The organism is Bifidobacterium sp. C0047B3, from assembly GCF_056590535.1.
Map to the genome: position 1 here is coordinate 41514 of NZ_JBWPWH010000002.1, position 16163 is coordinate 57676.

13 protein-coding genes are annotated in these 16163 nt (G+C 42.5%); 7 read left to right on the forward strand and 6 right to left on the reverse strand.

Translation table 11 applies throughout. The annotated features are described in order from the left end of the window. Nucleotides 1-11 precede the first annotated feature (11 nt). Entirely contained in the window at nt 12-671 is a 660-nt protein-coding gene (locus AC1EKT_RS02855) for a carbonic anhydrase (RefSeq protein WP_421790435.1), read from the reverse strand. 227 nt (nt 672-898) lie between these two features. Further along, on the reverse strand, nt 899-3655 hold the full coding sequence (locus AC1EKT_RS02860; protein WP_415687048.1) for a phosphoenolpyruvate carboxylase: 2757 nt from the start codon (nt 3653-3655) through the stop codon (nt 899-901). 206 nt (nt 3656-3861) lie between these two features. On the opposite strand from AC1EKT_RS02860, the gene AC1EKT_RS02865 reads away from it, so the two are divergent. Beyond that, the gene (locus AC1EKT_RS02865; RefSeq protein WP_481616135.1) at nt 3862-5589 is read left to right on the forward strand and encodes a threonine/serine exporter family protein; all 1728 of its coding nucleotides are present in this window, start codon (nt 3862-3864) and stop codon (nt 5587-5589) included. A 98-nt stretch (nt 5590-5687) separates the two neighbouring features. On the opposite strand, the gene trpS is transcribed toward AC1EKT_RS02865, so the two are convergent. Beyond that, on the reverse strand, nt 5688-6779 hold the full coding sequence (gene trpS, locus AC1EKT_RS02870) for a tryptophan--tRNA ligase (RefSeq protein WP_481616134.1): 1092 nt from the start codon (nt 6777-6779) through the stop codon (nt 5688-5690). A 145-nt stretch (nt 6780-6924) separates the two neighbouring features. Between trpS and AC1EKT_RS02875 the strand changes: the two genes are divergently transcribed. Further along, nucleotides 6925-7305, forward strand: a complete 381-nt coding sequence (locus AC1EKT_RS02875) for a DUF3073 domain-containing protein (RefSeq protein ID WP_391496101.1) — start codon at nt 6925-6927, stop codon at nt 7303-7305. Between the two features lie 117 nt (nt 7306-7422). On the opposite strand, the gene AC1EKT_RS02880 is transcribed toward AC1EKT_RS02875, so the two are convergent. Further along, nucleotides 7423-7839, reverse strand: coding sequence for a sterol carrier family protein (locus tag AC1EKT_RS02880; RefSeq protein WP_004106130.1), 417 nt, complete (start codon nt 7837-7839; stop codon nt 7423-7425). Between the two features lie 238 nt (nt 7840-8077). Between AC1EKT_RS02880 and AC1EKT_RS02885 the strand changes: the two genes are divergently transcribed. Beyond that, nucleotides 8078-10567: a glycogen/starch/alpha-glucan phosphorylase gene (locus tag AC1EKT_RS02885; protein WP_415687052.1), complete on the forward strand. Its 2490-nt coding sequence runs from the start codon at nt 8078-8080 to the stop codon at nt 10565-10567. A 208-nt stretch (nt 10568-10775) separates the two neighbouring features. On the opposite strand, the gene AC1EKT_RS02890 is transcribed toward AC1EKT_RS02885, so the two are convergent. Continuing rightward, nucleotides 10776-10985 (reverse strand): hypothetical protein, encoded by a 210-nt coding sequence (locus tag AC1EKT_RS02890; protein WP_004106126.1) that lies wholly within the window; start codon nt 10983-10985, stop codon nt 10776-10778. 161 nt (nt 10986-11146) lie between these two features. Here AC1EKT_RS02890 and AC1EKT_RS02895 point away from each other — a divergent pair, with 161 nt between their 5' ends. Together AC1EKT_RS02895 and AC1EKT_RS02900 are read left to right on the forward strand one after the other, a co-directional pair. Further along, nucleotides 11147-11851 (forward strand): rhomboid family intramembrane serine protease, encoded by a 705-nt coding sequence (locus AC1EKT_RS02895; protein ID WP_481616133.1) that lies wholly within the window; start codon nt 11147-11149, stop codon nt 11849-11851. Between the two features lie 256 nt (nt 11852-12107). Further along, nucleotides 12108-13421, forward strand: coding sequence for a THUMP-like domain-containing protein (locus tag AC1EKT_RS02900; protein ID WP_481616132.1), 1314 nt, complete (start codon nt 12108-12110; stop codon nt 13419-13421). A 60-nt stretch (nt 13422-13481) separates the two neighbouring features. Here AC1EKT_RS02900 and crgA read toward each other — a convergent pair whose 3' ends face one another. Further along, nucleotides 13482-13874: a cell division protein CrgA gene (crgA, locus tag AC1EKT_RS02905; RefSeq protein ID WP_004106118.1), complete on the reverse strand. Its 393-nt coding sequence runs from the start codon at nt 13872-13874 to the stop codon at nt 13482-13484. A 77-nt stretch (nt 13875-13951) separates the two neighbouring features. Here crgA and AC1EKT_RS02910 point away from each other — a divergent pair, with 77 nt between their 5' ends. Both AC1EKT_RS02910 and AC1EKT_RS02915 read left to right on the forward strand, forming a co-directional pair. Further along, nucleotides 13952-14707, forward strand: coding sequence for a DUF881 domain-containing protein (locus AC1EKT_RS02910; protein WP_391496106.1), 756 nt, complete (start codon nt 13952-13954; stop codon nt 14705-14707). A 45-nt stretch (nt 14708-14752) separates the two neighbouring features. Next, complete coding sequence (locus tag AC1EKT_RS02915) at nt 14753-15859, forward strand: class E sortase (protein ID WP_415683149.1); 1107 nt, start codon at nt 14753-14755, stop codon at nt 15857-15859. Nucleotides 15860-16163 lie beyond the last annotated feature (304 nt).

The following is a 16163-nucleotide window of genomic DNA, read 5'->3' on the forward strand; positions in this document are numbered from 1 at the left end:
CTACATGCTACTTAGCATGAAAGAACCTCTACCAAACCATCACTCATTCTATATCTAGCGCCAACTAGCATAAGGTTATCGTTAAAAGCGGCTTCACGAATAATTTGAGATTTATCGCAAATTTCAGCCAACATATTAGACACGTGAATGCGCTCAATATCGTCCGTGCTCAAGTCTTCTTCAATACCTGCGAGCGCAGCCGGCCCTAAAGAACGAAGCAATATTGACTCGCTAGACTCAATCATTTCGCTTGTTTCATCTTCGCCGTATTTAGAAACCAGCTTTTGCACATTCGGCAAAACGGCTTGTACTGCACCGCAATGCTCGTGTCCAAGAACAACAAGCACTTTTACTCCCAAATCGCTTACAGCGTATTCTAAAGATGCAATTACAGCATCATCAAGCACTTCGCCTGCAGTGCGAACAGAAAAAATATCACCTAAACCGGCACCAAACACAAATTCTGGAGCCACGCGCGAGTCAGCACAGGAAAGAACAACAGCTCCAGGATGCTGACCTTCAATAAGAGATAATCTCGTTTCTTCACTAAGTCCATGGCAATTTAATGAGCCTTCTGCAAACTTACGATTACCAGCTAGCATCGCGCTCCACACAGATGTAGCCAAAAGTGAATCTTCTTTTAAAAGATCTTCTTTGACTGTCTCGTGCATTATTACCTCCTTGTATTGATGCGCTTGCGCAAAGGTGACAAATACAAGCTATCAACAAATTTTGAAAACACTTCGACTTATAAAACATATTCTATCGTTACTGTGTTAAATAGAAAATATGCTATAAAAGCTAACAAAATTTATAAAATATGATTATAAAAAGAAAAGCCAACGCACAGCTAATAAAGCAGTACGAAGGCTTTTCTTAATCACATAAACTTATAAAATCATCCAGTATTCTGCAAGCCTGCAGCAACACCAGAAACAGTGCAAAGAATAAGGTAGATGAACTCTGCCTGCTGGCTTTCGCTAAGCTCTTCTTTGTCTACCTTGTTGCGAAGCTTGTGCAATGCAAGCGACTGGATTACAGACAGCGCGTCAACATAAGGCGAGCGCACACGAATAGCCTGACCGAGCACGTGACGATGCTGCAAAGGCCACTTGTCGTCGACTATTTGCAAAACCCACTTGCGAGTAAGCTGCATTTCTGAAAGTACTTTATCGCTCAAATCTTCGCGATCTCCAAGACTCAAGTACATGCGAGCAATACGCTCATCTGTCTTAGCCAAAGACATCTCAATATTGTCAATAAAAGTACTAAACAGCGGCCACTCTTCGTAAGCTCTGCGCAAAGTTTCCAAATCGCCAAACTTTTCGCAAGCCGTACCCAATCCGTACCATGCTGCTAAGTTAATGCGAGCCTGAGCCCAGGAGAACACCCACGGGATTGTGCGCAAATCGTCCAAAGACTTTGCGCCCAAACCACGCTTAGCTGGACGAGAACCGATTGGGAGCAATCCAATCTCGCTAAGCGGCGTAACCGTGGAGAACCATGGAGTAAAATCATCCGTTTGCAACAAGTCAAGGAAGCGCTCATGAGCTGCAACATCAAGTTTTGCAGCCATATCTGCGTACTTCTTCGTCATATCAGTGTTAGTTTTCTCAACACTTGGCGAAGACTGAAGCAAAGTTGCAGAAGCAACGGATTCAACGTGACGAATAGCAAGAATTGGATTGCCATATCGCGCGAAAATAACTTCGCCCTGCTCAGTAAGCTTGAAGCGGCAGTTGACGGAACCAACTGGCTGAGCAAGCACTGCACGGTTTGCAGGACCGCCACCGCGACCAACAGCGCCACCGCGACCATGGAACAATGTCAAATCAATATCGTGCTTCTTAGCCCATTGAGCAATTCGCTCCTGAGCAGAATGCAAAGCAAGCGTTGCGGAAGTAGGACCAGCATCCTTGGAAGAATCCGAGTAGCCAAGCATAACTTCCATCTTGCGGCCAGTAGCCTTAAGACGAGCCTGCACTTCAGGAATTTTAATAATCTCCTCAAGCACGTTTACGGAATTCTGCAAATCTTCGAGCTGCTCAAACAGCGGAATGACGTCGATTGTTGGCGCATCCTGTGGGTGAGCGAAAGCAAGACGATTAAGCTCAAATACGTCGCGCACATGCTGAGCAGATTTTGCGAAGGAAATAATGTAGCGTCGAGCAGCACGCATTCCGTTGCGCTTTTGAATTGCGCCCAAAGCGCGGAAGGTGTCGAGCACTTCACGAGTCATTGGCTGAAGCGGACCGCGTTCGCCATGCAATCCGTGCTCGCGAATATCTTCCAAAGCGCGAGAATGCACGAGAGAATGCTGACGGAATTCCATTTCAACCATGTGGAATCCGAAGGTTTGCGCCTGCCAAATCAAATCCTGCAAAGGACCATAAGCGGCTCGAGGATCTCCGCCTTCTGCCAAAGAGCGTTGCACAATTTGCAAATCCTCAATGAAATCTTCGCAAGAATGATACATCAAATCCGTATCGCGGCTAATAGTGCGATGCAAACGTTCAGCCATTACCAACATTACAGCGCGATGCGGCTCACTATTAGAAACATCTGAAGCGTTTTCTGTAAGCTGTTCGCTCATTTCGCGCTGACGATTCCACAACTCAAGCAACTCCACGCTTGGAGGCGTTGTACGAGTTTCCATAGTTAAGCACTTGCCAACTTCGCGAGTACGATTCTCCAAAGCTGCAAGCACGTGATCGCTAAACTTTCGAGCGACTTGACGGCTCACTTTAGCTGTCACATTAGGGTTGCCATCTCGATCTGAACCAATCCAGCTTCCTGGATGGAAGAATGCAGGACAACGCGGAGGAACTAATCCAGCCTTCTTGCCAAGAAGCCAATCGTCAAATCGACGATACACGACTGGAATCGTATCAAATAATGTAGCATCAAAAATGTCAAGAATAGTATCCGCTTCTTCAACCGGAGTTGGCTTCTTCAAAGCAATCGGAGAAGTGCGAAGAAGCGCATCGATTTCGTTATAGAGGCGACGATAATTTTCGCGCTTATCAGATCCGCCTAAACGATGATGTTCGCTTAATAATTGCGAAATTCTGCGAATCTTACCTGCAACGGCTTTACGACGAGCTTCGGTTGGGTGCGCAGTAAATACAGGATGGAACTCAAGCTTTGCAAGCAATTCTTTCGCTTCAGCAGGGCTCATTTCAGTGAGCAACTTGTGATAAGCACAAGTTAGTTCGTTAACTGGATCAACCGGCAACGAGTCTTCAACTTCACATTCACGCTGATGAAGTACAGAAACACGATAATTTTCCTCGCACAAATTTGCCAAGTGGAAATATGTTGCAAAAGCACGAGCTAAAAGCTGCGTATCGTGCAAATTCATTCCGTTGAGCTTGCTAACAGCTTTGCTTAAGCCATCATCTGCAGTTACTTTTGCATCTACCATCTGCGCAAAATGAGCTGCACTAGCTTCTACAGCATTCAAACGCACATCGTCGAATACTGCTAATAATTTTTCATCGAATTCGCCAAGAACATCGCGAAGAATATGCAAGCACAAATCCATGTCTTGCTTAAGTGATGCTGGAAGGTCACGCTCCTCTGGGCCTTTTCGCCCTAAACCAGACGTAACAATAGTTGCGTCTGCCGGAGTAACCTGCTGATTTTCTGTTGCCATCAGACCTCCTTACGCCAGACTAAGGTTGCTTGGTCGTCTGACTTCCGCGGCTCCTCCGCGGTTATGTAGGTCAGAAGTTGCAAGCCCACAGCCTTGTTTCCAGCGAGATACCAAGTTAATTGTGAAACTACCACCGGACGTATTAAAGAATGCTGATTTATCAACAAAATATAACTCGGCAACGGGGTTGCGTATACTAAAAAATTGTGAGTACAGCAGAGAATAATATTGAGAATAATACACACAACAACAGCATCAACAACTGCGATTGCGATAAGCCTGAAATTCTTTCGACTGGTCATATAGTCGGAAAACCTTCTGGACGTTTTCATACTCATGCTATTCCGCTCGACATGGACGATGTTGAGCGCGATTGGGATAAGCCAGTTACCGAAGCCTGCATAGCTGCAAAATCAAGCATTATTATTCGCGTCGGCGCGCTCGGATTAGGAGCAGGAACCGGAAGCTACCGTGTTCGCGAACTTATGCACAGAATCGGCGAACCGATGGGCGTTCACGTGCGCGCGGACGTGAATCTCACGGATATTGAAGCAACTTGCACAGATAAGCATGAGCGAATTACTGAAGTTGTAGATCTTCCAACCACAGGTGTTAACACTGAGCGCATTTGGCTTCTAGAACATTTTGCAGATTGGTTTAATGTCAAGCTTGGAAACGATTCTTTATATCACTCTAAAGCTGCTGTTTCCAAGGAATTAGTTGACACTTTGCAAGCGAGCGACGACGAACATACTATTGTACAAACTGCCAAGCAGTCTGAAGAAAATGCTACTAAAATTGCAAAAAAGAAAGCATTGCAAGAAGCCATAAAAAAAGAAAAACCACGCGGCATTTTTGCATTGCAGCCAGAAAGTGCTTACGCTGAACATTTTTCGCATGTTCAAAAAATTACAGAAAACAGCAATAAGGAAGATGAAAATAATCATCCTCTTACTGTTCGCGAAGTGCACGACCGTCTTGATTTGATTAAAAATAGGAAACCGCTATACAAACCGTGGTTTGCTGGTCTTGCTTCGGCAGTTGCTTGCGCATCCTTTGCGTTCTTGCTTGGCGGCGGTATTTACGACATGATTGGTGCTTTTATTGGTGCAGGAATCGGTCACTATATTCGTCGCAGAATGTTTATGAAGCATCTAAACCAGTTTGTAGTTACATTCGTAGCTGTTGCAATAGGTGCACTATCATGCATTGGGGCTTTGCGTCTTATTGGCTTCTTTGACCCTAGCGCGCTCAATCATACAACTGCATATATTGGCTCAGTATTGTTTGTTATTCCTGGATTCCCTCTTATTACAGGCGGCTTAGATATTGCAAAAATTGATTTCCCTTCAGGAATTCAACGACTGTGTTACACAATGGCGATTATTTTGATGGGAACTCTTGCAGGATGGACGGTTGCAAGCCTTGTACAGCTCAATCCTCAAGGCTTCCCTCCTCTCGGATTAAATCCTTGGCTTAACGCAGTTCTTCGACTTATTACAGCTTTTGCCGGAGTATGGGGCTTCTCAGTGCTGTTTAATTCTCCACAACGCATGTGCATAGTTGCTGGCATTATTGGCGCTATTACAGATACTCTTCGCTTAACTATGACAGATTTTGGAGTTGCTGCCGAAATTGCAGCTTTCAGCGGTGCTTTATTGGCAGGTTTGCTAGCTTCTGCTTGGAGAACTATCGTTCGTCACGGATTAGCGCCCCAATATTTGGGTTATCCACGAATAGGTCTTACGGTTCCATCTATCGTAATTATGGTTCCTGGACTTTATATGTATCGCGCAATGTTTTATCTTGGTCAATTCCACACGCTTCCAGCGTTAGACTGGACTTTCCGCGCTTTTATGGTAATTATTTGCTTACCTATTGGTCTTGCCGTAGCACGCGTTATTACAGATAAAAGCTGGCGTTACGACGTGTGATGTTCTAAGTTTCAGCCCGTTAATTTTTAACAAAAAGCCGCTTACAAGTTTTCTTGCGAGCGGCTTTATTTTTTATTAATTTACTTATTGAAATTTAATTAATACTTCATTCCCATAGCATCTCGCACTTGGGAAAGTGTTTCTTCTGCAATAGCATTTGCGCGCTTATTGCCGTCATGCAAAATGTCTCGAACAGTATCCATGTCTTTTGCAAGTTCTGCACGACGCTCACGGTGAGGTGCCAAGAAATTATTCACATTTTCAATTACGTAAGCTTTCAATGCGCCAGCACCAGCGTTACCAATTTCTTCAGCAATCTCTTTAGGATCCCTGCCTGTAACTAAACCTGCGGTAGTAAGAAGCGCAGAAACTTGCGGACGAGTTACTGGATCAAAAGTAATCATCCTCTCAGAATCAGTTGGACTCTTCTTAATTAATTTGGCAGTTTCCTCGGCAGTAGCTCCGAGCATAATCGAATTACCGTAAGATTTGCTCATCTTTCGTCCGTCCAACCCTGGAATTTCAGGAGCATCAGACAAAATTGCTGCCGGCTCTGGGAACACTGGATTCTTTTTTGCGTATCTCTCATTAAAACGACGCGCAATCGTACGAGTGATTTCAACGTGCGGCAAATTATCTTTACCAATCGGCACAACATTAGCTTTGCAGAACAAAATATCGCAAGCTTGGTGCACTGGGTACGTAAGGAGCAATCCAGTTAAAGCATGTCCAGATGATTCCATTTCCGACTTTACAGTAGGATTCCTATGTAATTCTGCTTCTGTAACAAGCGAAAGGAAAGGCAACATAAGCTGATTTGCTGCAGGAACTGCGGAATGAGTAAATATCATTGTTTTTTCAGGATCAATTCCGGCAGCCATATAATCCAGCACTAAATTCAAAACATTATCTTCAATATGCTCGGTGGTGTCACGATCAGTAATTACTTGATAGTCTGCAATAATAATATTGGTTTTTACTCCGCGCTGCTGCATTGCAACACGCTCACGAATAGATCCAAAATAATGTCCTAAATGCAAACGGCCGGTTGGGCGATCTCCAGTAAGCATAGTAAAAGACGAAGGGCTAGATTTTAACTTTTCAAGCGTTGCATCTGAACGTTTACGCGCTGCAAGGAAGCTTGCGCTCATCTCATTACCAGCAGCTGTAACCTGTGCTTCTTCCGGCATTTTAGGCTCCTTAATTGTGCGTATTTTTACGCTGAAAATATGGCTTTTATGGTAAAAGTTTACACAGACAATATACTCGGTTGCGGTTAAGTGGTACGCTCTTGTGTGATGAACTGATTGTTACTTAATTTTTAGAGGGGGTCAGATGGGCCGCGGACGACAGAAGGCAAAGCAACAGAAAATTGCCCGTAAGCTCAAATACCTGACGACCGATACGGATTATGACGAGCTTGCTAAGGAACTTAATTCCAGCGAACCCGGACAAGGATCCTTCGATCCATTTGCGTCGAGCGAAAGCTATGAGGAAGAAACATATCTTCCAGAAGAGAATGACACAGATCAAGAAAATGATGCCGTTGATGCTTCAAACGAAGATGATTTAGACGAGTATGCCAAGTGGGCTGCGGAAGCAGCTGCAAAAGCCGTTAGCAGCGAAAACTCTTCTACAAACTCGGGAGCGCACACGCCAGTGCATCATCATATCCCTATGCCAATTCCAAACTTCATACACAAACACGACAATTAAAAATTAAATTTATTGAAATTATTTTATTTACGTATCCTGGGCATTCGAAATACTGTTTGCCCAGGATATTTGTAAATACATGCTGTAAATACGCAATTTAAGCTGCTTAAATCCAACTTACAACGGCAAAATATCGCTTAAATCATCACGCTCGCCAATTGCACTTATGTTGCCAAAGTCCTGTTCCTGATGCCATTTAGTAACACCACTCGCTAATCGAAGCCATACTTTAGGCTCAAGTTCAATAACATCTGGCGGCGTGAGATTATGCGGATCCGAAGCTGGTCCTTCCAAAATTTTTACTGCACCAAAAGGCGCAACTCTTACTTCTACTGCACACCCAGGCACCTTATTTTCAAGAAGATATAGCGAATATCTAACTGCTAAAGCTTCGTCACTTAAAGAGATATTTAAAATATTACTATTTATTTGCGTAGCTTCTACGCCATCGCCAAGTGCTTTAATAGCTGATTCGCGCCAGGATTGCCAAGCACATTGTCCTCGTTTTATATCTCGTTCAAGTATTACTGACATATTTTTTTATTATCTTCTAAACAGCCTACTTTCAGCAATATATTTGTATTAAGACGTTATATACAAATATTTAAAGGGATTAGGTTGTGGTATTCTTGGGGTTATCGTGTGCATTCACATGCCTCTTGTAGTTATCTTCAAAAGTTATCTGCAAAATGGTGATGGTTTAATTGCCTAAACACAAAGTTTTAGGCTGCACACTTTTAGGAAATATATCAAACGGCACAAGGAGTCAAATATGACTAAACACGTCGCGCCGAAAGCCAAAACTACTGCGACGGCATTTGCCAAAGAACTTCAAGAGCACCTCAAGTACACCCAGGGTGTAACGCCAGAGCAGGCCACTACGGCAGATGTGTATGTTGCCGCTGCTACCGCAGTTCGTCGTCACTTGATGGACTCTTGGATGCAGACTCAGCATGACATGGTTAATGGCAATACCAAGGCTGTGGGCTATTTGAGCGCAGAGTTCTTGATGGGTAAGCAGCTTGAGAACGCTTTGTTGAACGCTGGTCTCACTGACCAATTCAATAAGGCTGTTACTAAGCTTGGCTTTGATCCAAAGGCTGTTATCGATGCTGAGTATGAACCAGGTTTGGGTAACGGCGGTTTGGGTCGTCTCGCAGCCTGCTTCATCGATTCACTCGCCTCTATTGGCGTTCCAGCATTTGGCTACGGCATCCAGTATCGTTACGGCATCTTCAAGCAGCGCTTTGATGAAGAAGGTAAGCAGGTTGAAACCCCTGATTACTGGCTTAGCAATGAAGAGCCATGGGGTCACATTGATTATGGTCGTGACCAGCGCGTCAACTTCGGTGGTGAAGTTGTAGAAGAAAACGGCAAGCGCGTTTGGAAGCCAGCTTGGTCTGTTCGTGCAGTACCAGTTGACTACATGGTTCCAGGTTATAATTCTGGTCGCGTAAACACTCTTCGTTTGTGGACTGCTAAGTCTTACGACGAGTTTGATTTGCTCACCTTCAACAAGTCTGATTACTTGGACGCTGTTAAGCCACAGGTTGCAGCGGAAAACATTTCTAAGATTCTTTATCCAGAAGATTCCACTCCAGAAGGCAAGGCTTTGCGTCTTGAGCAGCAGTACTTCTTCGTAGCTGCTTCTATTCATGATGCTATCCGCGTATTCTATCCAGGTCAGGATAAGCCGGATCTCACCACCTTCCCAAGCAAGATTAACTTCCAGTTGAACGATACTCACCCAGTTATCGGCATTCCAGAGCTTATGCGCGTTCTTATGGACGAGTACGGCTACGATTGGAACACCGCTTGGGGTATCACCACCAAGACCTTCAACTACACTTGCCACACCTTGCTTCCAGAAGCTTTGGAAGTTTGGCCAGCCAAGCTCATCGGCGAACTTTTGCCACGCCACCTTGAAATCATTCAGGGCATTAGCGAGCAGTTCCGCAACGAGCTTCGCGGTAAGGGCGTTGCTGAGGATCAGGTTGAGCGCATGCGCATCGCTACCGACGCTGACGAAAATGGCGAAGGTGCTGTAGTACGCATGGCTTACTTGGCTACCTACGGTGGTTCCTACGTTAACGGTGTTGCTGAGCTTCACTCTGAGTTGTTGAAGGATGTCACTTTGAAGGACTTCTCCAGCGTTTACCCAGATAAGTTCAAGAACGTCACCAACGGCGTAACTCCTCGTCGATTCGTGCGCTTGAGCAACCCACGCATGTCTGCTCTTATTACTGAGGGCTTGGGTACTGACGCATGGCAGGGTGATTTGGAGCTTCTCGAAGGTTTGAAGCCATTGGCTGACGACAAGGCATTCGTTAAGAAGTTTGCTGAAGTTAAGAAGCAGAACAAGCTTGCCTTCGTTGATTTCGCAAAGCACAAGTATGGCTTTGAAATCAACCCAGACACCATGTTTAACACCATTGTTAAGCGTTTGCACGAGTACAAGCGCCAGTCCATGAAGATCCTCCAGGTTATCTCCACATACGCTGGAATCAAGAATGGCACAATCGACGTAGACAAGATGCTTCCACGCACCGTGTTCTTCGGCGCTAAGTCTGCTCCAGGCTATGCTATGGCAAAGCTCACCATTCAGCTCATCAACAATGTTGCTCGCGTGGTGAACAACGATCCAGCGTGCAAGGGCAAGCTCGCAGTGTTCTTCCCAGAGAACTACAACATTGAACTTGCTATGAACTTGATTCCTGCCACCGATTTGGATGAGCAGATTTCTCAGGCTGGTAAGGAAGCTTCCGGCACCGGTAACATGAAGTTCGCTTTGAACGGTGCTTTGACTGTTGGTACTCTCGATGGTGCAAACGTTGAGATTCGTGAGCGCGTTGGCGCTGAGAACTTCTTCCTCTTCGGCATGACCGTTGACGAGGTTGAGAAGCTCTACGCTGAAGGCTATGATCACGGCGGATCCCGTAAGTACTATGAGTCTGATCCTCGCTTGAAGACTGCTGTGGATATGGTTGCTGACGGCACCTTCTCCAACGGCGACAAGAGCGTGTATGAGCCACTCGTTAACGATTGGCTTACACATGATTACTTCATGGCAATGGCTGACTTCAGCTCTTACATGGATATTCAGGCTCAGATTGAGGAAACTTACCGCGATCCAATGAAGTGGGCTCGCATGGCAGTTTTGAACGTAGCCAACTCTGGTTACTTCTCTTCTGACCGCTCTATCGAAGATTACCTCGATCGCATTTGGCACACTGGTGCTCTTCCAACACCTGTTGCTGAGTAATTGAGTATTCTCTAATAGCAATACATAAAAAATAAAAGGCGGAAGCTGTTAATCAGTTTCCGCCTTTTGTTTAGTTTTTAGTTAAATTGTGTGTAATACAAACGCTTTTGTTTACAACACTTCTTTAGTAGTTACAAACAAAGGCGACTACGAATATACGCAATCGCCTTCATTTTGGACTTTATAAACTTTATAAAGCAAATGTCACTTATGCCTCAGCGGCAGGAGTATCGTTAGCTTCTTTCTCTTCTTTTTCTAACCCTAGGTCAATTGGCGAAGAACTGTTCTCCCATGGTTCCTCCCAAGGGTCATAATCAGGATTATGCTGCTTGTACACATACAACGCAGCAATACCTGCGAGCAGTGCTCCGAAGAGCAGTGCAAAGAACTTCCAACCGCCAGAGGATCTGTTCTCCATGATGGCTCCTTTCCGGTTAAGCTGACCTGCTCGTCCAAGTCAACAATCTATACCGCTTTTTGTCGCGTAATAACTATCATAGTTGCTTTTCTTCAGAGTTGCATCTTTTTTAAATAATGTTATTGATTAAATTTGTGAAGCAAAACCGATATCATAAACATATGCACAACTTTGATATTAAAAATATTTTAAATAATATAAGACTTCGTTTTAACACGACCACAGCCATTTTAGTATATTCATGCATTTTTATTTGGATATTGGAAATGGTACTAAACTTTGCATACCCAAATTATTATTTGACTCTAATAAGCTATACTGCTTTTCTTCCAATTACTGCGTTGCAAACACCTTGGACTTGGTTCACATCACTGTTTATTCACGCACCAAATTTAACCCATATTTTCTTCAATATGCTATGTCTTTGGTCACTCGGAGTTGAATTAGAACGATTCTTCGGTAAATGGAAGTTTTTTGGATTATATTTAATATCCGGCTTTGGCGGAAGCGTAGCTGATATCGTATGGTGCAAACTCACTAATAATTGGTTCGTTGCTTCATACGGTGCTTCAGGAGCTATTATGGGACTTATAGGCGCACTTCTCGTAGCACAATGGCGACTAGGGGAAAACATGCGAGGGACAATTATTTGGATTGCTATTACTCTCGCTATGCCAATTATTGTGCCTAATATCGCTTGGCAAGCACACGTTGGAGGCTTAATTTCGGGTACTGCAATTGCAGCATTGCTCGGAATGCAAAATCCACTACTTAAAAAAGCTTCGTTTAATACGCGTTTCTTAGTATATTTTGTATCACTATTTGCTATTCTCACTGCTTGTGCAATGTTTTGTTTGAAGGCATAATTTGTTAAATTACACGCGTGTAGTTTTCCACCAATGTGCACAGGATTGTGTATAAGTTGTGCCTAAATTGGTGACAACTATATAAGTTATCCACATAGTTAGTCACAAACGTTGATAACTTGCCTTTTTCAAACCTGTGCACAAGTGTATAAGAGTTATCCACAATTTAAATTTTTTGTGGACTAACCTATTGGTTAAATAATTTTAAACTCTGCTTGCTCTAAAATTTTCTACACCTCAATAAGGAATGAGATTCATGCCTACACTTCAAGTTCCAAAAACAATCGAACCAGCAAACGCTTCTACACTCACTTTTATTAAAGAAAACGCACAATTGTCACCAAGCAAAGCTGCTCTTAAAGCACCCCGCAACGCGAATATCGACATACCTTTTGCAATTAACCAAATAGCAGGTAAACAAATAGCACAACAAAAACTGCCAAAATGGGCTTCATGCAACGAAGTCATATATCCTGCACACATTTCTATGGAACAGTGTTCTTCTCAATCAACAGCACAATACAAAGCAAATGTTGCAAAAGAATTACTCAACAAATTAAATTCAGAAAATTTTAGTAACACACTTGTGGATCTTACTGGCGGCTTTGGCGTTGATTGCGCAATAATGTCTGAAGTTTTCGATTCTGCTATTTGTATTGAACAGCAAAACGAACTTTCTAGCATTGCACATCACAATATGAATGCACTTGGTATTACAAACGTAAAATGCTACAACAACAATAGCCTTGATGCACTCAAAAATATTCCTAAGTCAACGATAATATACGTTGATCCAGCTCGTCGTGACAAACAAGGATCTCGCACATACGCTATTGAAGATTGCACTCCAAACGTATTAGATCTTAAAAATCAGTTGCTTGCTAAAGCAGAAATAGTGATTATTAAACTTTCTCCAATGCTTGATTGGCACAAAACAGTTAGCGATTTTAGTGGCAATGTAGAAGCCGTACATATAGTCGCACATAGTAACGAGTGCAAGGAACTATTGATAATACTCAGCAACTCTCAGCACACAAAAGTACCAGTATATTGCGTAAACGACAATCAGATAACTGTTATACAAGCAACTTACAATACTTCAACAAATCAGGTATCAATACAGCCTGAATCAAATGTTTTAAATAATATAGAAGAAAATAATAAAAAATATGAAAATTTAGATATAAATAACTGGCAAGAATGGTCGCAATACGTTTATGAACCGAATGCAGCAATCATGAAAGCTGGTTGTTTTTCATTGTTAGAAACTCAATACAATATACAACAAATCAGTGCAAATAGTCATGTTTACGTATCGAAAGAGTACTACTCAGAATTTCCGGGAAAAATATGGAAAATTGAAAATGTATGCAGCATGAATAAACGCGAGATAAAACAAACTTTTGCTGATATTACTCATGCAAATATTGTTACTCGTAACTTTCCAATACCAGTAGAAGCATTGCGAAAAAAATTAAACCTACAAGATGGCGGAAACACAAGAATTATTGCAACAACTGATAGCAATAAAAATCATATACTTATTCGCGCAGTAGCAGCAACAAAATAAAAAGTAGCTACACAATTGCATAGCTACTTTTAAAACATATTAAACAGTTTGTTTTACAGACTAACGCCACCACATTGTCATAATAAACCCAGTCATTACTATTACTAATGCAATAACTAAATTCCATGCACCAATTCCAGGAATTGGAAGCACAGGGTTCAAATAATAAACAACAGCCCAAATTAATCCAACAACCATTAATGTGCAGAACAGCGGCACAAACCATGCAGCATTAGCTTTTGTGCCTTTAATGCTTTCTTCGACGCGTCGCCTATTTTCAGCTTGTCGCTGCATCATTTGCTGAATCTGTGGAGAAAGCGTTGCTTTATCCGCAGTAGCATTCAACACTGCTTCAACTTCGTCCATAGGAACGCCATAAGTATTCTCATTTGACGTATCGCTCTTCTTTGCAGCGTCGTCAGCTGCAGTCGTGTGCAATTCTTCATCAGCCATAACTGTAACTCTCCAATCAATCGGCTACACGCTATAATAGTGGTTACACTCGAACGCGTGAAGAATGAAGGCGAAATATGGCTAAGAGAACTGGGAAACATCGTGCTCAACACTCGCTGTTAAGCAGTTTTGCTGTTGCTGTCGCAGTATTTCTTACCGGCTATTTATTCGTTCTTAACTTGCGCGTAAACCGCTCTGCTTTTGTGACTTCTAATACAAGTCAAATGGTTGAAAGAAATTCGCAACGCACAAAAAATTTACGAGAAGATATAAAATCTTTAGATTCTAAAATTAATTTACTTAACAAAACGCTTGGCAGCAGCACTAGTGAAGGAAAAGAATCTTCTGATACTGGAAGCAGTACTGTACTTCCAAAACTTGAAGGACCTGGAATTGTTGTAACTCTTAACGACTCTCCTCTTTGGAAAGGAGCGGTTAATGGTTCCGGAACATCCGGAAATATTAATGATTACGTAATCCACCAACAAGATATTGAAGCTGTAGTAAATGCTTTGTGGCGCGGCGGCGCAGAAGCAATAACTATTCAAGATCAGCGAGTATTATTTAATTCCGCAGTTATTTGTATTGGTAATGTTCTTATGCTGCAAGGTCATCAGTACTCGCCACCGTATAAAATATCTGCTATTGGTCCAATGGATGGCATGGTCGATGCTCTAAACAATTCACCAGCCATAAACACCTACAAGGAGTACGTAAGTTCGTTTGGATTAGGATGGAAAGTGGAGAAAAAGAATAATCTGCGATTCCCTGAGGCATCGGCTTTGTTGCAACCATTAAGGTACGCAACAGTTCCTAAAGTGCTAAACAAATAAAATATGTTGCAAAGTCTTCATACATCAATAAAGGAGTAGCACACTATGCAATCTGCTAATATGCAGGAAAGAAAAACGAAGCGTAGCAGCTCGAATTTCTGGTGGCAAGCCGCTGGAGTTATTGGCGAACTGTTGATAGCTTTTGCAGTTATTTGCGCACTGTACATTGCATGGCAAATGTGGTGGACTGGAGAGCAGGCTGAGCACACTCAAGTAGAGGATCGTCAAGCAATATCTTGGCAAAACCCAAAAACTGGTGATAAAACAAAGATTGCTTTACCTCAGAATACTGACCCGCCAGCCTTAAAAAAACCAAAGTCTGATGACCTTATAGCTCGTTTGTATGTACCACGTTTTGGAAATCAGTGGGAACGAAATGTTGTAGAAGGAATTACGCCAGAAATATTAAGCAAACGCGGTTTGGGTCATTATCCAACCACGCAAATGCCTGGCGCAATGGGTAATTTTGCAGTAGCAGGACACCGAAATGGCTATGGTCAGCCATTGGGAGACGTAGACTTACTGAAACCTGGCGACCCAATAGTGGTTCGCACAAAGGATTATTGGTTCGTCTATAAATACACTTCTTACAAGATTGTTACACCAGATCACGGTGAAGTTGTTGATGCAAATCCTGAGCATCCTGGTGAGAAACCAACAAAACGTATGCTTACTCTTACAACTTGTGAGCCTAAGTATACTGCTGCAACTCATCGCTGGATTAGCTACGCAACGTTTGCTTATTGGGCAAAGATTAGCGATGGTATTCCAAAAGAACTTTCCACTATTGACGAGCAAGGAAAAGTGAAGTTTATTAACAATGAACAACAATCTCTAGCTTCTCAACTTTCTTCGCTAGTGCCAATTATGGTGTTTGTTCTGTTAGTATATGTGATGATTTTCGCAGCAGGAGCAATCGCTTGGCAATGGCCAGAACTTCGCGCTATTCGCGCTGGATTAAAGAGAAAGCCTGACATAAGCATTTTTGGCGGCATTTTGCGCATACAGCCAGGCATCACAGTGATTCGTTGGATTCTTTCGATTCTGATTTATTTCTTCATTGTGTTAGTGCTATTCCAGTGGATTTTCCCTTGGGCTGCATCTACAATTCCATTACTTCAGCAGATGTCTAATTACTCAACAACTATATGACAATGGATTGAATAGTAAGTTTTAAATATTCTTAAATTACTTTAAAACTTGCAAAATAAAAACATTTAAGGCGATTGCGTACTAAGCGCAGTCGCCTTTTGTTTTTATTAATAAAATAAAAGCCTATAGAAACGTATAAAATCATGCATTGCTGTAAAACTATGTCTAAACAAATAAACATATCTTAAACAGCTATTTTTTCGTTTTATAACATGCTCTGCAACTTAATATAAATCTATTTTTGCAGATCTATTTTCACGCATTAATTTTTATAAGCTATATACGGATTCTCATTAGATATACA

Excerpts from the sequence above, each read along its gene's own strand:
- trpS (WP_481616134.1), bottom strand. The coding sequence starts at position 6,779 with ATGCCGGAAGAAGCACAGGTTACAGCTGCTGGTAATGAGATGAGCGCA.
- AC1EKT_RS02880 (WP_004106130.1), bottom strand. The coding sequence starts at position 7,839 with ATGTCAGTAATACTTGAACGAGATATAAAACGAGGACAATGTGCTTGG.
- AC1EKT_RS02860 (WP_415687048.1), bottom strand. The coding sequence starts at position 3,655 with ATGGCAACAGAAAATCAGCAGGTTACTCCGGCAGACGCAACTATTGTT.
- AC1EKT_RS02890 (WP_004106126.1), bottom strand. The coding sequence starts at position 10,985 with ATGGAGAACAGATCCTCTGGCGGTTGGAAGTTCTTTGCACTGCTCTTC.
- crgA (WP_004106118.1), bottom strand. The coding sequence starts at position 13,874 with ATGGCTGATGAAGAATTGCACACGACTGCAGCTGACGACGCTGCAAAG.
- AC1EKT_RS02895 (WP_481616133.1), top strand. The coding sequence starts at position 11,147 with ATGCACAACTTTGATATTAAAAATATTTTAAATAATATAAGACTTCGT.
- AC1EKT_RS02875 (WP_391496101.1), top strand. The coding sequence starts at position 6,925 with ATGGGCCGCGGACGACAGAAGGCAAAGCAACAGAAAATTGCCCGTAAG.
- AC1EKT_RS02900 (WP_481616132.1), top strand. The coding sequence starts at position 12,108 with ATGCCTACACTTCAAGTTCCAAAAACAATCGAACCAGCAAACGCTTCT.
- AC1EKT_RS02910 (WP_391496106.1), top strand. The coding sequence starts at position 13,952 with ATGGCTAAGAGAACTGGGAAACATCGTGCTCAACACTCGCTGTTAAGC.
- AC1EKT_RS02885 (WP_415687052.1), top strand. The coding sequence starts at position 8,078 with ATGACTAAACACGTCGCGCCGAAAGCCAAAACTACTGCGACGGCATTT.
- AC1EKT_RS02915 (WP_415683149.1), top strand. The coding sequence starts at position 14,753 with ATGCAATCTGCTAATATGCAGGAAAGAAAAACGAAGCGTAGCAGCTCG.
- AC1EKT_RS02855 (WP_421790435.1), bottom strand. The coding sequence starts at position 671 with ATGCACGAGACAGTCAAAGAAGATCTTTTAAAAGAAGATTCACTTTTG.